Source organism: Schaalia odontolytica, from assembly GCF_024584435.1.
GTDB lineage: Bacteria > Actinomycetota > Actinomycetes > Actinomycetales > Actinomycetaceae > Pauljensenia.
Window position 1 is genome coordinate 559727 of record NZ_CP102197.1, and the last position, 20961, is coordinate 580687.

Consider the following 20961-nt stretch of genomic DNA (forward strand, 5'->3'; position numbering starts at 1 on the left):
TCTACCCTGGGCGTATGGCTGATACTTCACATGCTCTGTCGTCGTCCGTCCTGAAGGAACGCCTGGAGGAGGTCTTCCCATCGCTGCTGGAGGAGCTCACGCAGCTCGTCGCGATTCCCTCGGTCTCCTCCGACCCGGCGCACGCTGCCGACGTGGAGCGCAGCGCCGCCCACCTGCGCGAACGCCTTGAGGCCCTGGGCATGCACGCCCGGGTGCTGAGTGAGACGGCCGCGGACGGAACGCCGGGCAAGCCCGCCGTCGTCGCGCGAAGCCCTCGGATCGAGGGCGCGCCGACCGTGCTGCTGTACGCCCACCACGACGTGCAGCCCGTCGGCGAACTGGATCGATGGACCCTGGACCCCTACAGGGCGCAGGTGCGCGGGGATCGAATCTACGGGCGCGGAAGCTCCGACGACGGGGCGGGAGTGGTCGTGCACCTCGGCTCCCTGCGTATCCTGGGCGAGGACCTGCCGGTCAACGTCGTCGTCTTCATCGAGGGCGAGGAGGAGATCGGCTCCCCGTCCTTCACGGCGTTCCTGGATGCCCACCGCGACGAGCTCGCGGCCGACGTGATCGTCGTGACCGACTCGTCGAACTGGAAGCCGGGGGAGCCCGCGCTCACCACGACGCTGCGCGGTAACGCGATCGTCACGGTTGACGTGACGGTCGCCGATCACGCCGTTCATTCCGGAGCCTTTGGCGGTCCGCTCCTGGATTCGGTGACGATCTCATCCATGCTTATCTCCTCCCTCTTCGACGAGCGCGGGGACGTGGCTGTGCCCGGTCTGGGCGGCTCCGATCACGCCGATGTTGATTGGCCCGAAGATGAGCTGCGTGAGGCCGCCGGCATGGTCGAGGGCATGGAGCTGGCCGGCTCGGGTGACATCGCGGCCCGGATCTGGACGAAGCCCGCGATCTCGGTGATTGGCTTTGACGCCCGCCCCGTGGCCAACGCCTCGAACACGATTGCGCCGCACACGCGGTTCCGCCTCTCGATGCGAACGGTCCCGGGCATGGACCCGAGCCAGGCGCAGGATCGACTCGTCGACTATCTCCTCTCTCACGCGCCCTTTGGCGCTCGGGTCGAGGTGACGCGAGAGGAGGCGGGGGCCGGATACCAGGCGGACATGGATTCGCCGGTCACGGCGGCTCTCCACGAGGCCCTGACCGAGGCCTGGGGCGTTCCGTCGGTCAACATCGGCGTCGGCGGATCGATCCCCTTCATTGCCGATTTCCAGCGCATCTTCCCGGGTGCCCAGGTCGTCGTCACGGGAGTGGAGGATCCGCTCACGAACGCTCACTCGGAGGACGAGTCTCAGTCCATCCCCGACCTCAAGGCTGCGATTCTTGCCGAGGCGCTGCTCCTGGAGCGCGTGTCTCGCCTGTGAAGAAAGTCGTTGTCGCCGGCCGCTGGGACGGTAACGGGGAGCGCCGTAGCGGGGGAGCTCTGGAGGAGATACGCCGCGGGATTCTTGACGTCGCGCCGCGCGCCCGCGTCTTTGCGCTGCCCTTCGGTCCGGGGCCGACCTGGGACGAGGCCGTCGTCGCCTCCTCCTCGTCCGCCTCGTTCGTGCGGGTACCCCTCGGCGCGTCCTCGACGAGGCACTACGGCTCCCTCGTGCGCGAACATGCGGCTTCAGGTGGCACGGTTGTCGTTGAGGGCGGTCACGGCGAACACCCCGACTACGGGCTTGGTTTCCTTTCCGGATTGCTCGCAACGCCAGCCGTGCACGCCTCCGACTCCTCCCTGGAGGACGCGCTGAACGCGGCCGAGGAGTTCGTGTCGTGCACGGGAGTCGACCTCATCTGTTCGGCCTCGACGGCGCGCCCGCTCCTCGGGCTTGACTCGGTGTTGGCCGTCGCACCCGATCTGTCCGCCGTCGACGAGCAGGACACCGAGACGACGGCGCTGCTCACCCGCGCGTTCGCGCGACGCCCGCATCGCCGCGAGCTCTTCGCGGGTCCGCAGGTTCACCCCGCCCGGGCGTACGGTTCCGGTGCCGGCGGAGGCGTCGGCGCAGTCGTGGCCGCAATCGGCGGACGCATTGTGGCGACGGGCGACCTGCTGGCGCGCCTGACACCCCTCGAGGCGCAGCTGGAGGAGGCGGACCTCCTGCTCGTCGCGGAACCCGAGTTGGCCTCGCCCCTCCTCGCAGAATCGACCGTGGACGCGCTGACGAACGCCGCCGCCACCCGAGCTCTTCCCGTCGTCGGCCTCACCCGGCGCTCGTCCCTGTCGCATGTCGAGAGAGCACAGTGGGGCCTGCACGGAGTCTTCGAAACAGAGGGATCGATCACGCTCGAGGACGCGGGACGTCGGATCGCGCGCACCTGGTTACGCTGAGCGCGCAGCCCACCCCTCGCGCCGGGCGGGGGCGGGGGAGTAGTGTGTCAAGCGCATACGTCTATTCATGACCGTTAGGAGTGTCATGTCCGAGTCAACAACTCAGGCCCCCGCCCACGAGGTTACCCTCACCGACGTCGCTGCTGCGAAGGTCAAGAGCCTCCTCGAACAGGAGGGGCGCGACGACCTGCGCCTGCGCATCGCCGTCCAGCCGGGCGGTTGCTCCGGCCTGATCTACCAGCTCTACTTCGACGATCGGAGCCTCGACGGGGACGCCGTGCGTTCCTTCGACGGCGTCGAGGTCGTCGTTGATCGCATGAGCGTTCCCTACCTGAGCGGAGCGACGATCGACTTTGCCGACACCATCGAACGTCAGGGCTTCACGATCGACAACCCGAACGCCCAGAATACCTGCGCCTGCGGCGAATCCTTCCACTGAGCCGAAAGACCACGCACCTATGAAGTTCTCCCTGCGCCGCCTCGGCGCCCTCGTTGGATCCGCCACGCTTGCCCTCTCCCTGGCGGCATGCTCGAACGCCTCCTCCACGTCCTCGACTTCCTCGCCCGCATCGATCGACTACTCCGCCTGCGCCACCGATGATTCGGCCGAGCAGGACGCAAACGTTGATCGCAGCGCAAGTGGGAGCTTCCCCGACGTCACGGGTGAGGACAAGCCCGTCATCGCCGCGGGCACGGGCGCCGAGCCGACGACGAAGGCCCTGGTCAAGACGCTGTCCGCCGGGGACGGCGCGATCGTGTGCCCCGGAGCAAAGGTCAAGGTCAACTACGTCGGAGCCCTGTGGAACGGCACCGTTTTTGACTCCTCCTATGAGCGCGGCGAACCGGCCGAGTTCTCGCTCACCCAGGTGGTCAAGGGCTGGACATACGGGCTCGCGCACGCCCGCGTCGGGGACCGCCTCGAGGTCGTCATCCCCGCATCCCTGGGCTACGGAAGCCAAGCCAAGGGCACTATCCCGGCGAACTCGACCCTCGTCTTCGTCGTGGACATCCTCGGCGTGGGACGCCAGAACATTGCCGATCCATCGGTGCTGAGCAGCGGCGTCGCGACGGGTGAGGAGCTGCCCGAGGGCATCACGGTCGCCGGAGACGCCGGCGTGGAGCCGACCCTGACGATCGACGAGAGCGCTCCCGTGCCGACCGAGCAGAAGATCTACACGATCTACAAGGGCGCGGGAGATCCCCTCGAGGCCAGCCAGACCGTCCTGTACAAGCAGGTGGTCGGCGGATTCGGCGCCAACGGACAGACCCAATCCTCGTGGGCCCAGAGCCCGCTTGAGGCTCCCGTCGGATCGGCGGAACTGACCGGCTACACGATCGGTTCGCGTCTGCTCGTCGTTGCCCCGATCCAAGGATCCGGGCAGTCGGACGGCCAGGCCCAGGCCAACGTCTTCGTCGTCGACATCGTGGGGACTTCCTCCATCGAGTAGAGCCAGAGGCGTCAGTATCGCGATGCGGGCGGTTTCCCGGGTGAGGGAGCCGCCCGCATGCCGTTAGAATGGGTGCCATCGCGTCGAACTCACCGACCCACGCAAGGAGAAGCCATGAGCGACACATCCGTCAAAGTCCTCGTCTTTAGTGACGATTCACACAAGCGTCGCGCCGTCATGAACGGCATCGGGCTGCGCGCCTCCAAGGACACGCCGCGCATCGAGTGGGTGGAGGCAGCCACGGCGTTCGGGGTTCGCGACGCCGTTGACGCACAGGACTTTGCGGCGCTCATCCTCGACGCGGAAGCCAAGAAGGAAGGCGGCATGTCGGTCGCCCAGGACCTGCGCGAGACCCGCGACGACGTGCCCCCGGTGATCTTCCTGACCGCCCGAGTCCAGGACGACTGGCTCGCCACGTGGGCCGGCGCTGCGGCCACGGTCGCCGACCCGTTGGATCCGATCATTCTTCAGGAAACCCTCGCCGACGTGCTCGCGGGAGCCCACTGATGAGCGAACGCCAGTGGGGTCCCATCATCGCGTCCGCGTTGCGCGGGCAGGCCCTCGACTACGGCCAGTCCTATTGGCTCATGGACCAGGTGATGAGCGGCGAACTCGGTGAAGCCAGGCTGGCTTCCTTCCTCACGGCGATGGCCATGAAGGGAGCCACTGTCGAGGAGATCCACGGTCTCGCGGACGCCATGCGGGATCACGCCCTGACCGTGGACCTGCCGAGCCGCGCCCTGGACATCGTCGGCACCGGCGGAGACGGACACAAGACCGTCAACATCTCCACCATGGCGGCCGTCCTCGTGGCCGCCCTGGGCGTTCCGGTCGTCAAGCACGGCAACCGCGCGTCGACCTCCCAGTCGGGGTCCGCCGATGTCTTGGAGGCGCTAGGTATCAACCTGAACGGTGATGCGGTGACGCTGCGCCGGGTGTTCGAGCAGGTGGGTATCGCTTTCCTGTTCGCCAACCATATGCACCCCTCCATGCGTTTTGCGGCTCCCGTGCGGCGTTCCATCGGTTTCCCGACCGTCTTCAACATCCTTGGTCCGCTCACCAACCCCGCGCGCGTACAGGCGTGCGCGATCGGGTCAGCCCGTGAGGACAACGCCCGCCTCATGGCTGGCGTGTACGCCTCGCGCGGCGCCTCGGCCCTCGTGTTCCGCGGGGCCTACACCGGACTGGACGAGCTGACCACCGCGGACCTCAATCAGGTGTGGATCGTCGCCGACGGAAACGTCACCCCCACCGAGTTTGACGCGCGCTCGGCCCTGGGAATGGCAGCCTGCACGATCGACGACATCGCCGGGGGCGAGGCGCAGGACAACGCTGCGGTCGCCCGCGACGTGCTCGCAGGAGCAGGGCCGCAACCCGTGCGCGACGCGGTCGCTCTTAACGCTGCGGCCGGGATTCTGGCCTGGGAGGGCTTGGACGCTCCCGTGACGCCGCGCGACTTCGTCGATCGCATGCGTGACGCGGTCGAACGCGCCCGGAGCGGCCTGCGTGCCGGAGCCGGTGCCGCCCTCATCGAACGCTGGAAAAAAGCCTCCGCGAAGTAGAGGGGCGCGTTATCTCCCCCGCCTACCGGGGTGCGAGCTCGCCTGTGCCAGTAGATCACGCAGGCTCGCGTCGCGAAGCGGGCTGAGCATGGGGTGCGCCCACGGCAGCGCGCCGCGCCACTCGATGAGCCGAGTTCCAGGCGCGCTCAATTCGGCGCAGATCAGCGCGGTTTCCGCCCACGAGGCCACCTCGGCTGCTCGCGTCGGTTGCTCCAGCGCCGCCTCGGAGAGCACGTCGATCCACGGGGAAGGATCCGTACGGGGAGGCACGACGACGGAGGACACATAGCGACCAAACGACGCCGCGTGCGCGACCCAACCGGCCTCGCCGTGCTCGCGGCGCGTCGCCCACACGATGCGTTCGGCAACCAAAATGGGGCGCATCGTCGCTCGCTCGACTCCGGTGATATAGGCGCTCAGGTCGTCGCGCGTGCGCGCGGCCGACTCAAAGAGACCACTGCTGGCCAGTCGCGACATGATCCGAGTCAGTGCCAGGGGAACGGTGCTGGACGAGGCCGCGATCGCCTCATCGATGCTCACCCGGTCGCACTCGCCACGGGCTTGAGCGATCGCGTTGGCCGCGCGAGTGGCGTGCGCCCGAGACCCGAAGGGACCCAGGGCGCGAGCTACCTGACCCAGACCTATGCGTGCCTCGACGCGCGGATTCTCCCCGTCGCTCACGACCCAGTACTGAGACCCCTGCCGCATGGACGCCGAATTGTAGGGCGGAGACAGGGTCGATATGTCGCGAAGCTCGCGGATCCGGGCCTCAATGACGGAGGCGGTGGGAAACGAACGAACACCGGCGGCCAGCGAGACCATTCGTTGGATCTTGGAACGCTTCTCCGAGCGCGAATAGTAGCTGGCCACGCGCGAACGCAGCGACGAGGCGGAGCCCACGTAGAGGGTGTCGCCGTCGGTGTTGATGAAATGGTAGACCCCCGGGGAGGGTGGCAGATCCGCCACGAAAGATGGTGTCTTCGGGGAGACATTGGGTGCCTGGGCGCTGAGCGCCACCAGGTCCTCCACGTCGCTCGCCCCGGCACCGGCCAGGAGGTCCACAAAACCGAGGAGAACCTCCGCCGTTGCGCGCGCATCACCCAGGGCGCGGTGCCCCGGAACGGTCGCGGTACCGAAGTAGGAGGCGACCGTGGCGAGCTTGTGGTTGCGAACGATGGGGCGCGGCAGGGCCAATCGCGCGAGAGCGAGCGTATCGACGACCCTCACGCGCGGCCAGGGGAGCGAGCACGCCGCAGCGGCTCGACGAAGAAAACCGATGTCGAAGGGTGCGTTGTGTGCCACCAGGACGACGGGGTCCTTCGCCTCGAAGCCCGCCCACGTCAGGAAGCGGTCGAGCACGGTGGCGATGGGATCGGCGCCGCGAACCATGGCGGGCGTGATACCGGTCAACGCGGTGATGGCGGGAGGGATGGGGCCGACGGGGCGCACGAGTGAGGAGAACTCCTCGCACAGGCGCCCCTCGCGTACACGCACCGCCCCGATCTCAGTGATCTCGGCACGCGCACCCAGGCCCGTCGTCTCCAGGTCGACCACCACCCAGCTGCCCGTGGACGCGGGCGTTCCCACCGAGTCCAGGCTCAGCTGTATCTGGGGCGCTGGCGCCCTCAGGAGCGCTCCCGACACGGCCGAACGAGCAAAGGGACGAGGCGACTCGCCAGGCGATATGGTTTGCCCACAATCGCGCATGGGAGTCTGTTTCGTCATACAGTTGATACTAATTCCTCCGCGCTCGCGCGCGCCCGTCGACAGTTCGAGGAGTGACAGTGGCGTTCTACCAGGCTCTCAAAGCGACCGGCAGCCCCATACTCAAGGCGGCCTACCATCCGTGGATCCGCGGCAAGGAGAACATTCCGAGCGAGGGAGCCGCGATTCTGGCATCCAACCACAACGCGGTGTGGGACTCCGTCTTCCTGCCGATGATGCTCGACCGCGAGGTCGTCTTCATGGGAAAGGCCGACTACTTCACGGGAACCGGCGTCAAGGGGTGGATGACCAAGGAATTCATGCGGGCCGTGGGCACCATTCCCGTGGATCGTACGGGGGGCCGAGCCTCCGAGGCGGCACTCAACGCCGGACTGAAGCGCCTGAAGGACGGACAGCTCTTTGGCATCTACCCCGAGGGGACGCGTAGCCCCGACGGGCGTCTCTATCGCGGCAAGACCGGAGTCGCGCGCCTCGCCCTGCTCTCCGGTGCGCCCGTCATTCCGGTGGCCATGATCGGCACCCACGCCGCCCAGCCGATCGGCCAGAAGATCCCCTCGCGGACGAACATCGGGATGGTCATCGGCGAGCCCCTCGACTTCTCGCGATACAAGGGGCTGCACAAGGACCGCTACGTGCTGCGTGCGATCACGGACGAGATCATGTACAACCTGATGCTTCTGTCGGGCCAGGAGTACGTCGACCTCTACGCCGCAGACGTGAAGGCCCAGCTAGCCGCCGAGGGAGCCTTCGAGGGCCCGGTTCCCTCCAATGGCCGCGCGGCGCCGGGAGGGCGAACCGCACCCGACGTTGCCGTGCCGACAGCTCCCACACGCGATGACGAGGAGGACGGGCGGGAGGAAGGCCAGGAACCGCGCGGGTGAGCCCGCACTCCGGCGGATTTCGCGGGACGGGCGTCCCGGGCGAAAGCGCGCGCGGGACGCGTAGAATGAGTGTGCCCTGCGCTCACGCGCGGTTGTGCACGGGCCAGCCCCACCGGGTCGGCCGAGTCACGCCCCGCCCGTGCGAGCGCGGGACCGTACCTAACCAACCTGAGAAAGGTGACATTCATGTCGGTCCGTCGTGTTGCCCTGCTGACCGCAGGTGGCTTCGCCCCGTGCCTGTCCTCCGCCGTCGGTGGACTCATCGAGCGTTACAACGAGATTGATCCCACGGTCGAGATCATCGCCTACCAGAACGGCTACCACGGCCTGCTCACCGGCAACTACGTGCTGGTGGATGAGGAGGCACGCAAGAACGCTGCGGTCCTGCACCGCTTCGGTGGATCCCCGATCGGAAACTCGCGCGTCAAGCTGACGAACAAGAAGAACCTCGTGGAGCGAGGTCTCGTGGCACAGGACGAGGATCCCCTGCAGAAGGCGGCCGAGCAGCTGCGCACGGACGGTGTCGACGTGCTGCACACGATCGGCGGTGACGACACGAACACGACGGCTGCCGATCTGGCCGCCTACCTGGAGGAGCACGACTACCACCTGACGGTCGTGGGGCTGCCCAAGACCATCGACAACGACGTGGTGCCGATCCGCCAGTCCCTGGGTGCGTGGACCGCCGCTGAAGAGGTCTCCGAGTACTCCCAGAACATCATCGGGGAGCACCGTTCCAACCCGCGCATGCTCATCATTCACGAGATCATGGGCCGCCACTGCGGGTGGCTCACCGCGGCCGGTTCGCTGCGCTACCACGAGTGGCTCAAGACCCAGGAATGGGTGCCCTCGATTGGCCTGTCGAAGGAACGCTGGGACATTCACGCCATCTTCCTGCCCGAGATGAAGATCGACCTGGATGCTGAGGCGGCCCGCCTCAAGGCGATCATGGACGAGCAGGGCAACGTCAACATCTTCCTGTCGGAGGGCGCCGGCGTGCCCGAGATCATCGCCGAGATCGAGGCCGCGGGTGGCGAGGTGCAGCGCGATCCCTTCGGCCACGTCAAGCTCGATACGATCAACCCCGGTCAGTGGTTCGCCAAGCAGTTCGCCGAGAAGATCGACGCCGAGAAGGTCATGGTTCAAAAGTCCGGCTACTTCTCGCGTTCCTCGCGAGCCAACGCCGACGACCTGCGCCTCATCAAGTCGATGACCGACCTGGCTGTCGAGTGCGCTTTCAAGGGCGAGTCCGGCGTCATCGGCCACGATGAGGAGGACGGCGACCGTCTCAAGGCGATTCCCTTCCCGCGCATCGCGGGCGGCAAGCCCTTCGACATCACCGCATCCTGGTTCGTCGAGATGATGGCCGAGATCGGCCAGTCCGTCGAGCCCGCTGGCGAGTGAGTCTGCCCGCGTGATTCCTTCCTTCACTCCCGGACGCGGCGGAGAGCCCGTGCGTAAGCCTCGCTCCCGCCGCGTCCCCGAGCGCCTGTGGTCGCCCGAGTCCGGGGAGCGTGCCCCCTGGGATACGTGGCGTGGTTTGGATGCTTCCCAGCAGCCCTCGTACGCCGATCGCGAGAGCGTCGGTGAGGTCACGGCTCAGCTGCGCCGCCAGCCGCCGCTCGTCTTCGCCGGTGAGGTCGACGACCTACGCACCTGGATGGGCGCCGCCGGGCGCGGCGAGGCTTTCGTCCTGATGGGCGGGGACTGCGCGGAGACCTTCGCGGAGGCGACGGCCGACCACGTGCGGCTCAAGATCCAGACGCTCCTGCAGATGGCCGTCGTCTTGACCTACGGAGCGTCGCTGCCCGTCATCAAAGTGGGGCGCATCGCCGGACAGTACGCCAAGCCCCGGTCGGCCGACACGGAGACGCGAGACGGGGTGACTCTTCCCAGCTACCGCGGCGACGCCGTGAACTCCATCGAGTTCACTCCCGACGCACGTGAACCCGACCCGCAGAGGCTCCTGTCGCTGTACAACCATGCGGCCTCGACGCTCAACCTGATCCGCGCGTTCACGAAGGGCGGATACGCGGATCTTCGCCAGGTGCATCGCTGGAATCAGGGGTTCATGTCCAACCCCGCGTACGCGCGCTACGAAACGCTGGCCAAGGACATTCACCGGGCCATCAAATTCATGGGGGCGGCGGGAGTCGACTTTGAGACCCTGCGCGACGTTGACCTCTATTCCTCTCACGAGGCACTCCTCCTGGAGTACGAGTCGGCGATGACGCGCATCGACTCGCGCACCGGCGAACCCTACAACACGTCCGCCCACTTCCTGTGGGCGGGAGAGCGCACCCGCGAGGAGGAAGGCGCTCACATTGAGCTGCTGTCTCGCGTGCGCAACCCCATCGGCGTTAAGCTCGGCCCCTCGACCACGCCCGAGCAGATGTGTTCGCTTATCGACCGTCTCAACCCAGACGGCGAGGACGGGCGCCTGACCTTCATCACCCGCATGGGGGCATCGCGCATCCGCGAGGCATTGCCACCCCTGCTTGAGGCTGCGCGCGACGACGGACGTCCCGTCACGTGGGTGACGGATCCGATGCACGGCAACACGATCACCTCATCCACGGGATATAAGACCCGCCGCTTTGAGACGATCATGGACGAGGTGCGTGGATTCTTCGATGCGCACGAGGCCTGCGGGACGGTTCCCGGTGGCCTGCACGTCGAGCTCACGGGCGACGACGTCACCGAGGTGATTGGCGGGAGCGAACACATTGACGAGGAGACGCTGCGCAAGCGCTACGAAACGCTCGTGGATCCGCGTCTGAACCACCAGCAGAGCCTGGAGATGGCCTTCCAGGTCGCCCAGTACCTTGCGAAGGGTGCCGCCGAGGAACGCTGATCCCAGGCAACACGCGTGTGCCCGGCCTCGCTATGAGGCCGGGCACACGCTTCAGGCGACGACCGCATCGAATGGGACCGGTCTGGCGAGTTCGCTTAGACGACGGTGATCGTCACGACGGACCCCTTCTTCAGCATCGTTCCTCCCGCCGGATCGGTGGCACGCACCGTGCCGAAGAAACCGCCGAGAATCGACTCCTCCTGCACGGTGAATCCCGCTCCCTCGAGCGCGGCCCGGGCCTCGTCCCTCTGGCGGCCGACAACGTCCGGGACCGCGACCTTCTCCGGTCCCTTCGACACGGTGTAGGCCACCTGATCCCCGCGATAGAGGGTGCTTCCTTCGGCGGTCTGCTGAGAGATGACCTGTCCTTCGGGGACCGTGTCGGAGTAGGCTTCGGCGACGTTCGCGGCCAGGCCGAGGGCTTCGACGGCGTTCTTCGCGGCCTCCGCGCTCATGGCGGCTAGGCGTGGGACCGAGCGGGGCTCACGTCCCTTGGACAGGACGAGATCAACGGAGGAATCGTGTCGGACGGCGGATCCGGCCGGCGTTCCCTGGGAGAGCACGTGCCCCGCGGGGATGTCCTCGGAGTAGGCGTTGCTGATTGCTCCGACCTGCAGTCCCACCTCCGACAGCGCCGCCTCAGCCTCATCCCGGGGGAGGGAGACGACGCTGGGCACGGTCCTCATATCGACGCCCTTGGAGACGTAGAGCTGGACCTCGGCGCGCTTGTGCACGGAGGCGCCATCCTCGGGATCGGAGCGCGTCACGGAGCCCGCTGGCGTGTCGTCGGAGAACTCCTCGTCCACGACGGAGGGCAAGCCCAGCTGCTGAAGTTCGGCTTGAACGTCGGCGAGGGGTCGACCCGTCGTGTGCGGCATCGTCAGGTAGGAACCCGGGCCGTACTCGGTCCACCACCAGCTGCCGCCCACGCCCGCCGCGACCAGGAGGAGCGCGACGAGCGTCGCCCACAGCGCCACGCGTCGCGGTGCTCTGGAAGGCGGGGCCGCGGCGACGGAGAGATCCGGGGCGGAGGTGTGGACGGTGGCGGCATTCGTTGGAACGGAGGGAGGCAGGGGCCTGGTGAACTGCGCGGAGAGCACCTCCGTGTTCAACGCGCTGGTTCGGGTGCCATCGTTGCGCTCGCCGGGGGACACGTCGGCGCGGCGGCTCGCAAGTTCGGCGGGGATCGCGGCGGCCGTGCGCGCGACCAGGTCGATGGCCTCGGACGCGTCTGCCGGGCGCGACGCGGGTTCTCTCGCGGTCAGGGCGGCAACGAGGTCGTCGATTTCACGGGGAATCCACGGCTGGGAAGCCGACGGGCTGGGAACGTCGTCGGCGACGTGATGGGAGGCAATCTGGAGGGGTGACTCGCCCGCCCACGGCACCGTGCCCGTGAGCATTTCGTAGAGCATGATGCCCACGGAGTAGATGTCGGAGCGCGCATCTGCGCGTGCGGTGGTCGCGATTTCGGGAGCAATGTAGGCCACGGTGCCGAGCATGTTGCCAGTGGACGACATTGACACCTCGGAGGCGGCGCGAGCCAGCCCGAAGTCTGTGACCTTCGCCGGCCCATCCGTGGGAACCAGGATGTTCTCGGGCTTGATGTCGCGGTGGATGACTCCCATGCGGTGAGCGGCTCGTAGCGCCTCGAGGGTATCGGAGGCGTAGCGCAGCGCCTGGGGGATCGTGAAGGCCCCCTGCGCGCGAAGAAGCTGACGAAGATTTGTCCCGTCGATAAGCTCCATCACCAAGAATCCTTGGCCCGTGACAACACCCTGGTCGAAAACGGAGACGACCCCTGGGTGAACGATTCGCGCGGCCGCGCGTGCCTCTCGGCGAAAGCGCGCGACGAAGTCCTGGGAATCGGCAAGGTGGGGGTGCATGACCTTGAGGGCAACGGGACGGTCAAGGCGCTCGTCCTGCGCGATGTACACCGTCGCCATGCCACCGCGGGCAAGCCGACGCACGACCCGGTATCGTTCGTCGACCAGGAGGCCGATCAGCGGATCGGTCTGGTCGAATGTCTGTTCATCGCTCACTTGGTTGATTCTATGGGATCTTTCGCTCAATCTACGGAGATGCGGGTGTCGGAGCGCCGCCGCCTTGGGGTAGTCTTGCGGTCATGACGAGTGCTGACATGACCCTGGCAAGCATGGACGAGGCCTGCCGACTCCTCGGCATCGAGGAACGCCGCCTGAAGCAGCTGATCCGTGATCGAGTCCTCATTGAGGCGCGCGGAGCAGACGGGAGTCGAGGGATCCCGCGCGACGTGATCGTCAAGGGTGCCAACGGCTGGGAGCCCCTTGCGGTCCTGCAGGGAACGCTCACCCTGCTGGCCGATGACGGGTTCACGTCCGACGAATCCCTGGAATGGCTGTACACGCTCCAGGAGGAACTGGGGGAACGCCCGATTGACGCGCTCGTGTCGGGGCGTCACCACCGCGTCAACCGCATCGCCTCCACGCTCGCCTTCTAGGCGCGGCTGCCCATCCGGGAGCGGCCACCGTGGCTCCCTTGAATCGGCGCGGGAGGGGTGCTACGAGCGCCGTGCGGTGAGAAGAGAGCACAGCTCGGCGAGCATGCGTCGGGCCTCATCGCCCACGTTCGCCCGCTGAAGGGCAGCGTGCCCGTCGGCGACGAGACGAGCAATCGTTTCCTCGTGTGCGTCGCGGCCGTTGCGTGCGACGATGCGTGTCGCGGCGCCGATCTCGCGCGGCGAGGCGGTGGGCACCGCGAGAACACGAGTCAGCTCGCGCCGTTCGCTCGGCGTGGATGCCTCCCACGTGAGGGCCAGCAGCACGGTCCGCTTGCCCTCCCTGAGGTCGTCTCCCGCGGGTTTGCCCGTCACCTGAGGATCCCCAAACACGCCCAGGTCGTCGTCGCGCAGCTGGAAGGCGAGCCCCCACGGCGTCAGCACAGAATCGAGGATCGCCAGGAGGGTGCTCACCTGCCCGGGCGGGGCGGACGCACAGATCGCGCCGAGCGCCGCGGGATGCACGACCGAGTAGTGTGCCGACTTGTGGAGTGCGACATCCAGAGCATCGGCGCCGCTGACCGCGTCGTCGCGATGCGGGTCGAGCGGGGTTTGCTCGGCGACGATGTCGAGATACTGGCCCAGAGCAACCTCGGCGTGCATGTCGGCGAAGCGGCGGGTGAAGGACTCGGCGGCGGCCTCGTCAAGGAGGAGCGCCTGCGCATCTGCCGCATCGGTGGCGGCAGAGAAGAGGAAGTCGCCGACCAGGATCGCCGCGTGCTCGCCGAAGTCGGTGGGGCTGCCCATCCACCGCCTGCGGCCGTGGTGATCGGCTAGGAGACGATGAGGCGTGGGGGCTCCCCGACGCTCGTTTGCGCGATCGATAATGTCGTCGTGAACGAGGGCGCTGGCCTGGTAGAGCTCGAGTGCGGCACTCAGGTGGGGGAGAAACACCTCGCCCAGCGCAAGCCCGGCGCCCAGACAATAGCCGACGTGAGCCATGAGGGCGCGAAAGCGCTTGCCGCCCGACGCGGCTGAGAGCACCGCCTGAGTGAACTCTTCACCGCGGGTGGAGGCCCCCGCGCGCACGAGGAGGCCGCTCAGGTGCTCGGACGTGGCCTCGTCGATGAGGGGACGCAGAACGGAGAAACTGTCGCTCAGACTCATGGTGCAACTCTAACCGACGGCGGCTCCCGGGCGTGGCTTCGCGGGGGGCAGGCTCACATCGACCACCAGGAAAACTCCCAAGCGAGGCACTAGACTGGCGGTGGTATGCCGATTTGCAATCGGCTCAACTGTGCATGCCCATCAATGAAAGGGACCCGTGTGAGTGCATCGCGCGCTTCGGTAAAGGACTCCGCGACAAACGAGGAGATCACGGAGGTGACACCCGCCGCGAAGAAGAACACCCGCGGCAAGAAGGCGTCCTCCGCGTCCAAGAAGACGCCCGCGGCCGTGCCTGAGGGTGGGGAGAAGGAGTCTGCCGACCGCAAGCCCGCCGCGAAGAAGGGGAGCGCGAAGAAGGCGAGTGCGAAGAAGGCCGCCCAGGCGGCCTCCGACGCGGGCGCGGACAAGCCAGCCAAGAAGAGGAGCGCGAAGAAGGCCGACGCCTCGGACGCGGGCGGGGACAAGACCGCTAAGAAGACGACGCGAGGACGCAAGAAGAAGGAAGCCGAGGTCGCCGAGGAGGTCATCGACGACATCGAGACCGGTGACGACGAGGACTTCGAACCCACGGGGGAGGATCTGAAGGATCCGGACCTGGAGACCGACGCCGACGACGAGGATGAGAGCGACGTCGAGGAAGAGGCCGAGGAGGAGGATCCCAAGGCCTTTGAGGGAGCGGCTCTGCGCGAGCGCACCAACGCGGGAATCCACGTCAAGGGCGGTTTCGTCGTCTCCGACTCTGACGAAACCGACGAGCCGGTCCAGCAGGTCACGGTCGCGGGAGCAACCGCAGACCCGGTGAAGGACTACCTCAAGCAGATCGGTAAGGTATCCCTGCTGAACGCCGAGCAGGAGGTCGACCTCGCCCGACGCATTGAGGCCGGCCTGTATGCGGAGTACAAGCTGAAGAACCAGGCCGACGAGATGACCAGTCGCGAACGCCGCGAATTGCACTTCCTCGCCCAGGACGGACAGCAGGCCAAGAACCACCTCCTCGAGGCAAACCTGCGCCTCGTCGTGTCCCTGGCCAAGCGCTACACGGGGCGCGGCATGCAGTTTCTCGACCTGATCCAGGAGGGCAACCTCGGCCTCATTCGAGCGGTCGAGAAGTTCGACTACACGAAGGGCTACAAGTTCTCCACCTACGCGACCTGGTGGATTCGCCAGGCGATCACGCGCGCAATGGCCGATCAGGCGCGCACGATTCGCATTCCCGTGCACATGGTCGAGGTCATCAACAAGCTCGCCCGCGTGCAGCGTCAGATGCTGCAGGATCTGGGACGCGAGCCCACGCCAGAGGAGTTGGCCAAGGAACTTGACATGACGGCCGAGAAGGTCGTTGAGGTCCAGAAGTACGGTCGCGAGCCCATTTCGCTGCACACCCCCCTGGGCGAGGACGGCGACTCCGAGTTTGGCGATCTCATTGAGGACTCCGAGGCCATCGTTCCCGCCGACGCCGTCTCCTTCACGCTCCTGCAGGAGCAGCTCCACCACGTGCTCGACACCCTGTCGGAGCGCGAGGCCGGAGTCGTGTCCATGCGCTTTGGGCTCGGCGATGGTCAGCCGAAGACGCTGGACGAGATTGGCAAGGTCTACGGCGTGACGCGCGAACGCATCCGGCAGATCGAATCCAAGACGATGTCGAAGCTTCGTCACCCCTCGCGCTCGCAGGTGCTGCGCGACTACCTCGACTAACGCGCCTCGCGTACCCGGCGGCGCGGCGGTCGGGACGCGTGTCTTTCGACCGCCGTGATTATTCAGCTCACAAAGATGCGTGCGACGGGAGGCCTCGTCGCGCACGGACGGTCCATAGGGCAGGATGGGAGCATGCTTGAGGGTTCGCTGATTCTGGTCCTGACTGTCGTCCTCGTTCTGCTCGTGGCGGGCGCGGTTGTCGCCGGGTTGGCGTTGTCTCGGCGCAGCGCTGACGAATGGAAGGGCGTCATCAAGCGTGAGGGCGAAGAGATTGTGGATGAGGTGCGCAATCACTCTGTGCCGCGCCGATCCTCCCCGTCCAGCCTCCGCCCGGTGGTTCCCGCTTCCTCCTCGCTTGACGCGTTGCTGCAAAGCGGTGACTCTTCCAGCGCGTACTTCGACGCGGATCGGCTTCCGGGAATAGACCGTCTCGAGTCGGTCACCGGGCGCGTGAGCGACAGGCTCGACCGGGGTCGGCGCGGTCGCGACGGTGGTTCTCGGCCGGGCGAGGATACCGCGCGCTAGCGGGAGGTGACGCGTTGCTCACGCTTCCTTGTCGGGGCGTCCATGGGGGATAATGTACCCATGGACGCTTTCGTTTCTTTCCTTCAGACGCCCTGGGCGATCGTCATTGCACTGGCGATCGCCGTGGTCATCGGGATGGTCATCCGCCTCGTGGTTTCCTCCCGCCGCTCCTCCAACGAGGTCACCTCGGCGCCGCACGAACAGGTGCCCGCCTCCGGTGACGTCGCCGCTCCTGCCGAGGCCGAGGGCGAGGCAACCGACCAGCCGCGTGACGGCCCTGCGACCGAAGAGTCGCCGACGGGCGACGCCGAGCCATCGCCCGACAAGGCCGCACCCGCGCTCGTCGAGCGCCCCGAATCCGTTGGCGGGCGCATGGAGCGCCTGCGTAGCCGCCTGGCCTCCTCCGGCGCCCTCGGGCGCGCGATCCTCGGGGTCCTCAGCAGAGGCAAGCTCAGTGCGGCAGACTGGGAGGAGATCGAGGAGTCGCTCCTCGTGGCTGACCTCGGCTTGGAGGCGACCGACTCCCTGATGGAGGCGCTCAAGCGCCGCGTCGCCGTCGAATCAACGACCGACGAGGTTCGCGTCCGCGAGATCCTGCGAGAGGAGCTCCTTGCGCTCGTCGGCCCCGACATGGATCGATCCCTCGATCTTGCCAGGCCGACGGTCGATGGCTGCGTCAAGCCGGCGGTGATCCTCATGGTCGGCGTCAATGGAACCGGCAAGACGACAACCGTCGGCAAGCTCGCCCGCATTCTCGTGGCCGACGACAAATCCGTGCTCCTGGGGGCCGCTGACACGTTCCGCGCCGCGGCCGCCGACCAGCTGGCCACATGGGGCGAGCGCGTGGGTGTCGACGTCGTCCGATCCGAGAGGGAGGGAGCCGACCCCGCCTCGGTCGCTTTCGAGGCGGTGCGTGAGGGCATCGAACGCGACGTTGACGTCGTTCTCGTCGACACCGCTGGCAGGCTTCAGAACAAGTCGACCCTCATGGACGAGCTCGGCAAGATCAAGCGCGTCATGAGCAAGCAGGCCCCCGTCGGCGAGGTTCTCCTCGTCCTCGACGCGACGACCGGTCAGAACGGCATGAAGCAGGCCGAGGTGTTCGCCGAGGCCACGGGAGTCACCGGCATCGTGCTCACCAAGCTCGATGGCTCTGCCAAGGGGGGCATCGTCGTGTCCGTCCAACGCTCCCTCGGCGTTCCCGTCAAGTTCGTCGGACTGGGGGAGGGCGCCGACGACCTGGCACCCTTCGATCCGCGGGGTTTTGTCGACGCGATCGTCGGCACCGCCTCCGCCTGACGCTCCCGCGATCAACGCGTTCCTCGGCCCCGGTCTCACCACCGGGGCCGAGGTGCGCTAACCTGTGCCTTGTAGAGCAGCCATCTTGGGAGTGAACACGTGTTTGGAAACCTGTCAGATCGTCTGACCCAATCCTTCCGCACCCTGCGCAGCCGCGGGGTCCTGACCGAGTCGGACGTCGATCATGCGATTTCTGACATCCGTCGAGCCCTCATCGACGCCGACGTCGCCCTGCCCGTCGTCCGGCAGTTCACCACCCAGGTACGTGACAAGGCCTATGGCGCGGCGCGCTCCAAGGCACTCAACCCCGGCCAACAGGTTGTGTCCATCGTCCACGACGAGCTCGTGGAGATTCTTGGCGGAGCGACCCGTGAGCTGAACTTTGCCGAGTCGGGACCCACCGTCTTCATGCTGGCGGGCCTCCAGGGCGCCGGTAAGACGACGCTGGCCGGTAAGCTCGGTAAGTGGCTGCGCGAGGAGGGCAAGACCGTTCTCCTGGTAGCCTCGGACCTGCAGCGCCCCAACGCCGTCCAGCAGCTCCAGGTTGTCGGCGAGCGCGCCGGTGTGAAGGTGTGGGCGCCCGAGCCGGGCAATGGCGTCGGCAATCCCGTTGAGGTTGCGCGCTCCGGCGTCGACTTCGCTCGCAAGAGCGGCATCAACGTCGTCATTGTCGATACCGCCGGTCGCCTGGGTGTCGACCAGGAGATGATGGATCAGGCCATCGCCATCCGCGACGCGGTGAGCCCGCACGAGATCATGTTCGTCCTTGACGCGATGGTCGGCCAGGACGCGGTCTCGACGTCGACGGCCTTCCGTGACGGCGTTGGCTTCACCGGCGTCGTCCTGTCGAAGCTGGACGGCGACGCGCGAGGCGGAGCCGCGCTGTCCGTGCGAGGCGTCACGGGCGCACCGATTCTCTTCGCCTCCACCGGTGAGGGCCTCGACGACTTCGAGCGTTTCCACCCCGATCGCATGGCCGGGCGCATCCTCGACATGGGCGACATCCTCACGCTCATCGAACAGGCCGAAAAGAAGATGGACGCCGAGGAGGCGGAGAAGGTCGCCGCCAAGGCGATGGCCGGGGAGCTGACCCTCGGCGACTTCCTCAGCCAGCTCCAGCAGATCAAGAAGCTGGGCTCCATGAAGAAGATGCTCGGAATGATCCCCGGAGCGGCGCAGCTGCGCGATCAGATCGACAACTTCGACGAACGAGAGGTCGATCGCGTGGAGGCCATCGTTCGCTCGATGACGCCCGCCGAACGCGACGACGTCTCCATCCTCAACGGCTCGCGCCGGGCGCGCATCGCCCGGGGATCGGGAACCAGCGTCACCGACGTCAACCAGCTCGTCCAGCGCTTCGAGGCCGCGCGCGAGATGATGGGACAGATGGGACAGATGGGTGGGGGAGTGCCCGGAATGGGGGCCCTGCCCGGTCGCGGCGGAAAGGCCAAGCAGAAGGCCAACGCCCGTAAGGCCCAGGCTCAGCGCGCCCGCCTGAAGAAGAAGGCGCGCTCGGGTAACCCCGCGAAGCGCCGCCAGCAGGAGCTGGAGGCGATGCTCCCCCCGTCGGAGCGTAGCTCCGCGCCGGGCTCCTCCTTCGGCGGACAGCAGAGCGCCCACGCCCCGCGTCCCACGCTTGACGACCTCCCCGACGACGTCAAGCGCATGCTCGGTCAGCTCTGAGCCATGCTGATCGCGGGCGTGTGCCTGTGGGCGCAGGAGGCCTCGGCGCGCCCCCGCTGGGTGAGGGGCACCTGGCGCGTCGACGACGGGGTGATTCGCAGGGTATCCGAGCGCTACGAGGACGGAGCTTGGCGTGTCCCCTTCCTCGTCCCGGCCATGGCGGACTCGCACTGCCACATCGGATACTCCGAGAAGGGCAGCGTAAGCGGCAACGAGATGGTGCGCCAGGCGAGGCACACGCTCGAAAGCGGCGTGACCCTGGTGCGTGACTGCGGGGTCCCGGTCGACAACTCCGTCGTCGTCGGCCCGACCGGGCTGCGCCTCGTTCGGTGTGGCAGGCACGTCGCGCGACCCAAGCGCTACCTGCGGGACCTTCCCATCGACGTCGAAGACCAGCGTGACCTCCCGCGTGTCGTCGGCACGTTGGCAGCCCAATCCGACGGCTGGGTCAAGCTGGTGGGGGACTGGATCGACCGTTCGGGCGGCGCAGACGCGGACCTGCTGCCCCTGTGGGACGCGCAGGTCCTGGCCGATGCGGTTGCAGCCGCCCACCACCTCGGTGCGCGCGTCGCCGTTCACGCTTTCTCTCATCGGGTTATCGACTCGCTCATCGAGGCCGGCGTGGACGACATCGAGCACGGAAGCGGCATCGACCCGGACCAGGCCGCAGAGATCGCCTCCCGGGGCATCGCGGTGACCCCGACGCTTCGCCAAGTCGAGCTCTTCGCGGACTTCGCCTCCCAAGCCGCGTCAAAGTATCCGGTGTATGCCGCGACGATGAGCGCCATGCACGCCGAGCGTCGGGAGCACTTCCAGATGCTCGTTGATGCCGGCATCCTCCTCCTGATGGGCACCGACTCGGGCGGCTACCAGGAGCACGGCTCGATTGCCGGCGAACTCGCCCTGTGGACCCAGTGGGGAGCCGACCCCGGCCTCGTCGTGGACGCCGCCACCTGGCAAACGCGCCGCTACCTGGGCTTCGAAGGGCTGACGGACGGAGCCGCAGCCGACTTTCTCGTGCTTGACGAGGACCCGACACGAGATCCGCTCGCGCTCGCGAGACCGCGCTGCGTCTACGTCGGTGGCCACCTGGTCTCGGACCGCCCATGACCGCGCCCGGCCAGGTGATGGATATTACCGTTTCGGGGCGTTAGGCCGACGTCTCCCGCTTGGGAATTGACTGAAAAGTGTGGCATAATCGCTAGCTGTACCCGGCGGAACGTAGACCCTCTCACTGCGCGCCGTCGTGTCCCGGTCCGATGCGACCCCTGTGTTTCCCACCTCGGGACGCAAAGGTCCACACCA

At 67.1% G+C, this 20961-nt stretch carries 18 protein-coding genes; 15 read left to right on the forward strand and 3 right to left on the reverse strand.

The genetic code is table 11. The annotated features are described in order from the left end of the window. Positions 1 to 14 precede the first annotated feature (14 nt). The 6 genes from NQK35_RS02465 to trpD all read left to right on the forward strand — a co-directional run bounded on the left by NQK35_RS02465 (position 15) and on the right by trpD (position 5354). Positions 15 to 1388, forward strand: a complete 1374-nt coding sequence (locus tag NQK35_RS02465) for a M20/M25/M40 family metallo-hydrolase (protein WP_193389686.1) — start codon at positions 15 to 17, stop codon at positions 1386 to 1388. Then, positions 1385 to 2344 carry a glycerate kinase gene (locus NQK35_RS02470; protein WP_009211913.1) on the forward strand — a complete coding sequence of 320 codons (960 nt, stop codon included), beginning with the start codon at positions 1385 to 1387 and terminating at the stop codon, positions 2342 to 2344. The genes NQK35_RS02465 and NQK35_RS02470 overlap by 4 nt, the downstream gene beginning before the upstream one ends. Positions 2345 to 2429: 85 nt before the next feature. Further along, a complete protein-coding gene (gene erpA, locus NQK35_RS02475; protein ID WP_034230869.1) occupies positions 2430 to 2783 on the forward strand; it encodes an iron-sulfur cluster insertion protein ErpA in 354 nt (117 codons plus the stop codon). 19 nt (positions 2784 to 2802) lie between these two features. Beyond that, positions 2803 to 3792, forward strand: coding sequence for an FKBP-type peptidyl-prolyl cis-trans isomerase (locus tag NQK35_RS02480; RefSeq protein ID WP_009211911.1), 990 nt, complete (start codon positions 2803 to 2805; stop codon positions 3790 to 3792). Between the two features lie 114 nt (positions 3793 to 3906). Then, positions 3907 to 4299 (forward strand): response regulator, encoded by a 393-nt coding sequence (locus tag NQK35_RS02485; protein WP_009211910.1) that lies wholly within the window; start codon positions 3907 to 3909, stop codon positions 4297 to 4299. After that, entirely contained in the window at positions 4299 to 5354 is a 1056-nt protein-coding gene (gene trpD, locus NQK35_RS02490) for an anthranilate phosphoribosyltransferase (protein WP_257114455.1), read from the forward strand. Before NQK35_RS02485 ends, trpD begins: the two co-directional genes overlap by 1 nt. A gap of 9 nt (positions 5355 to 5363) precedes the next feature. On the opposite strand, the gene NQK35_RS02495 is transcribed toward trpD, so the two are convergent. Continuing rightward, positions 5364 to 7079: an exonuclease domain-containing protein gene (locus NQK35_RS02495; protein ID WP_257114456.1), complete on the reverse strand. Its 1716-nt coding sequence runs from the start codon at positions 7077 to 7079 to the stop codon at positions 5364 to 5366. Positions 7080 to 7138: 59 nt separating this feature from the next. Here NQK35_RS02495 and NQK35_RS02500 point away from each other — a divergent pair, with 59 nt between their 5' ends. From NQK35_RS02500 to NQK35_RS02510, 3 genes are all read left to right on the forward strand, one after another. Beyond that, positions 7139 to 7960: a lysophospholipid acyltransferase family protein gene (locus tag NQK35_RS02500; RefSeq protein ID WP_257114458.1), complete on the forward strand. Its 822-nt coding sequence runs from the start codon at positions 7139 to 7141 to the stop codon at positions 7958 to 7960. 186 nt (positions 7961 to 8146) lie between these two features. Continuing rightward, entirely contained in the window at positions 8147 to 9364 is a 1218-nt protein-coding gene (locus NQK35_RS02505; RefSeq protein WP_009211906.1) for a pyrophosphate--fructose-6-phosphate 1-phosphotransferase, read from the forward strand. A gap of 10 nt (positions 9365 to 9374) precedes the next feature. Beyond that, the gene (locus NQK35_RS02510) at positions 9375 to 10814 is read left to right on the forward strand and encodes a class II 3-deoxy-7-phosphoheptulonate synthase (RefSeq protein ID WP_009211905.1); all 1440 of its coding nucleotides are present in this window, start codon (positions 9375 to 9377) and stop codon (positions 10812 to 10814) included. Between the two features lie 95 nt (positions 10815 to 10909). On the opposite strand, the gene pknB is transcribed toward NQK35_RS02510, so the two are convergent. After that, on the reverse strand, positions 10910 to 12853 hold the full coding sequence (gene pknB, locus NQK35_RS02515; RefSeq protein ID WP_257114459.1) for a Stk1 family PASTA domain-containing Ser/Thr kinase: 1944 nt from the start codon (positions 12851 to 12853) through the stop codon (positions 10910 to 10912). Between the two features lie 83 nt (positions 12854 to 12936). Between pknB and NQK35_RS02520 the strand changes: the two genes are divergently transcribed. Further along, entirely contained in the window at positions 12937 to 13290 is a 354-nt protein-coding gene (locus NQK35_RS02520) for an Rv2175c family DNA-binding protein (protein WP_048743366.1), read from the forward strand. Positions 13291 to 13350: 60 nt separating this feature from the next. On the opposite strand, the gene NQK35_RS02525 is transcribed toward NQK35_RS02520, so the two are convergent. Further along, the gene (locus NQK35_RS02525) at positions 13351 to 14454 is read right to left on the reverse strand and encodes a polyprenyl synthetase family protein (RefSeq protein ID WP_257114460.1); all 1104 of its coding nucleotides are present in this window, start codon (positions 14452 to 14454) and stop codon (positions 13351 to 13353) included. A 144-nt stretch (positions 14455 to 14598) separates the two neighbouring features. Between NQK35_RS02525 and NQK35_RS02530 the strand changes: the two genes are divergently transcribed. The 5 genes from NQK35_RS02530 to NQK35_RS02550 all read left to right on the forward strand — a co-directional run bounded on the left by NQK35_RS02530 (position 14599) and on the right by NQK35_RS02550 (position 20766). Then, positions 14599 to 16149 (forward strand): RNA polymerase sigma factor, encoded by a 1551-nt coding sequence (locus NQK35_RS02530; protein WP_257114462.1) that lies wholly within the window; start codon positions 14599 to 14601, stop codon positions 16147 to 16149. A gap of 132 nt (positions 16150 to 16281) precedes the next feature. After that, on the forward strand, positions 16282 to 16674 hold the full coding sequence (locus NQK35_RS02535; RefSeq protein WP_034230865.1) for a hypothetical protein: 393 nt from the start codon (positions 16282 to 16284) through the stop codon (positions 16672 to 16674). Positions 16675 to 16734: 60 nt separating this feature from the next. Next, complete coding sequence (gene ftsY / locus NQK35_RS02540) at positions 16735 to 17973, forward strand: signal recognition particle-docking protein FtsY (RefSeq protein WP_257114463.1); 1239 nt, start codon at positions 16735 to 16737, stop codon at positions 17971 to 17973. Positions 17974 to 18072: 99 nt separating this feature from the next. After that, positions 18073 to 19656 (forward strand): signal recognition particle protein, encoded by a 1584-nt coding sequence (gene ffh / locus NQK35_RS02545; protein WP_257114464.1) that lies wholly within the window; start codon positions 18073 to 18075, stop codon positions 19654 to 19656. Between the two features lie 3 nt (positions 19657 to 19659). Then, positions 19660 to 20766: an amidohydrolase family protein gene (locus NQK35_RS02550; protein WP_257114465.1), complete on the forward strand. Its 1107-nt coding sequence runs from the start codon at positions 19660 to 19662 to the stop codon at positions 20764 to 20766. Positions 20767 to 20961 lie beyond the last annotated feature (195 nt).

Coding starts and splice junctions, on each gene's coding strand:
- NQK35_RS02480 (WP_009211911.1), top strand. CDS start 2,803: ATGAAGTTCTCCCTGCGCCGCCTCGGCGCCCTCGTTGGATCCGCCACG.
- NQK35_RS02550 (WP_257114465.1), top strand. CDS start 19,660: ATGCTGATCGCGGGCGTGTGCCTGTGGGCGCAGGAGGCCTCGGCGCGC.
- trpD (WP_257114455.1), top strand. CDS start 4,299: ATGAGCGAACGCCAGTGGGGTCCCATCATCGCGTCCGCGTTGCGCGGG.
- NQK35_RS02535 (WP_034230865.1), top strand. CDS start 16,282: ATGCTTGAGGGTTCGCTGATTCTGGTCCTGACTGTCGTCCTCGTTCTG.
- NQK35_RS02465 (WP_193389686.1), top strand. CDS start 15: ATGGCTGATACTTCACATGCTCTGTCGTCGTCCGTCCTGAAGGAACGC.
- NQK35_RS02495 (WP_257114456.1), bottom strand. CDS start 7,079: ATGACGAAACAGACTCCCATGCGCGATTGTGGGCAAACCATATCGCCT.
- NQK35_RS02505 (WP_009211906.1), top strand. CDS start 8,147: ATGTCGGTCCGTCGTGTTGCCCTGCTGACCGCAGGTGGCTTCGCCCCG.
- NQK35_RS02525 (WP_257114460.1), bottom strand. CDS start 14,454: ATGAGTCTGAGCGACAGTTTCTCCGTTCTGCGTCCCCTCATCGACGAG.
- ftsY (WP_257114463.1), top strand. CDS start 16,735: ATGGACGCTTTCGTTTCTTTCCTTCAGACGCCCTGGGCGATCGTCATT.
- erpA (WP_034230869.1), top strand. CDS start 2,430: ATGTCCGAGTCAACAACTCAGGCCCCCGCCCACGAGGTTACCCTCACC.
- NQK35_RS02530 (WP_257114462.1), top strand. CDS start 14,599: ATGAAAGGGACCCGTGTGAGTGCATCGCGCGCTTCGGTAAAGGACTCC.
- NQK35_RS02485 (WP_009211910.1), top strand. CDS start 3,907: ATGAGCGACACATCCGTCAAAGTCCTCGTCTTTAGTGACGATTCACAC.
- NQK35_RS02520 (WP_048743366.1), top strand. CDS start 12,937: ATGACGAGTGCTGACATGACCCTGGCAAGCATGGACGAGGCCTGCCGA.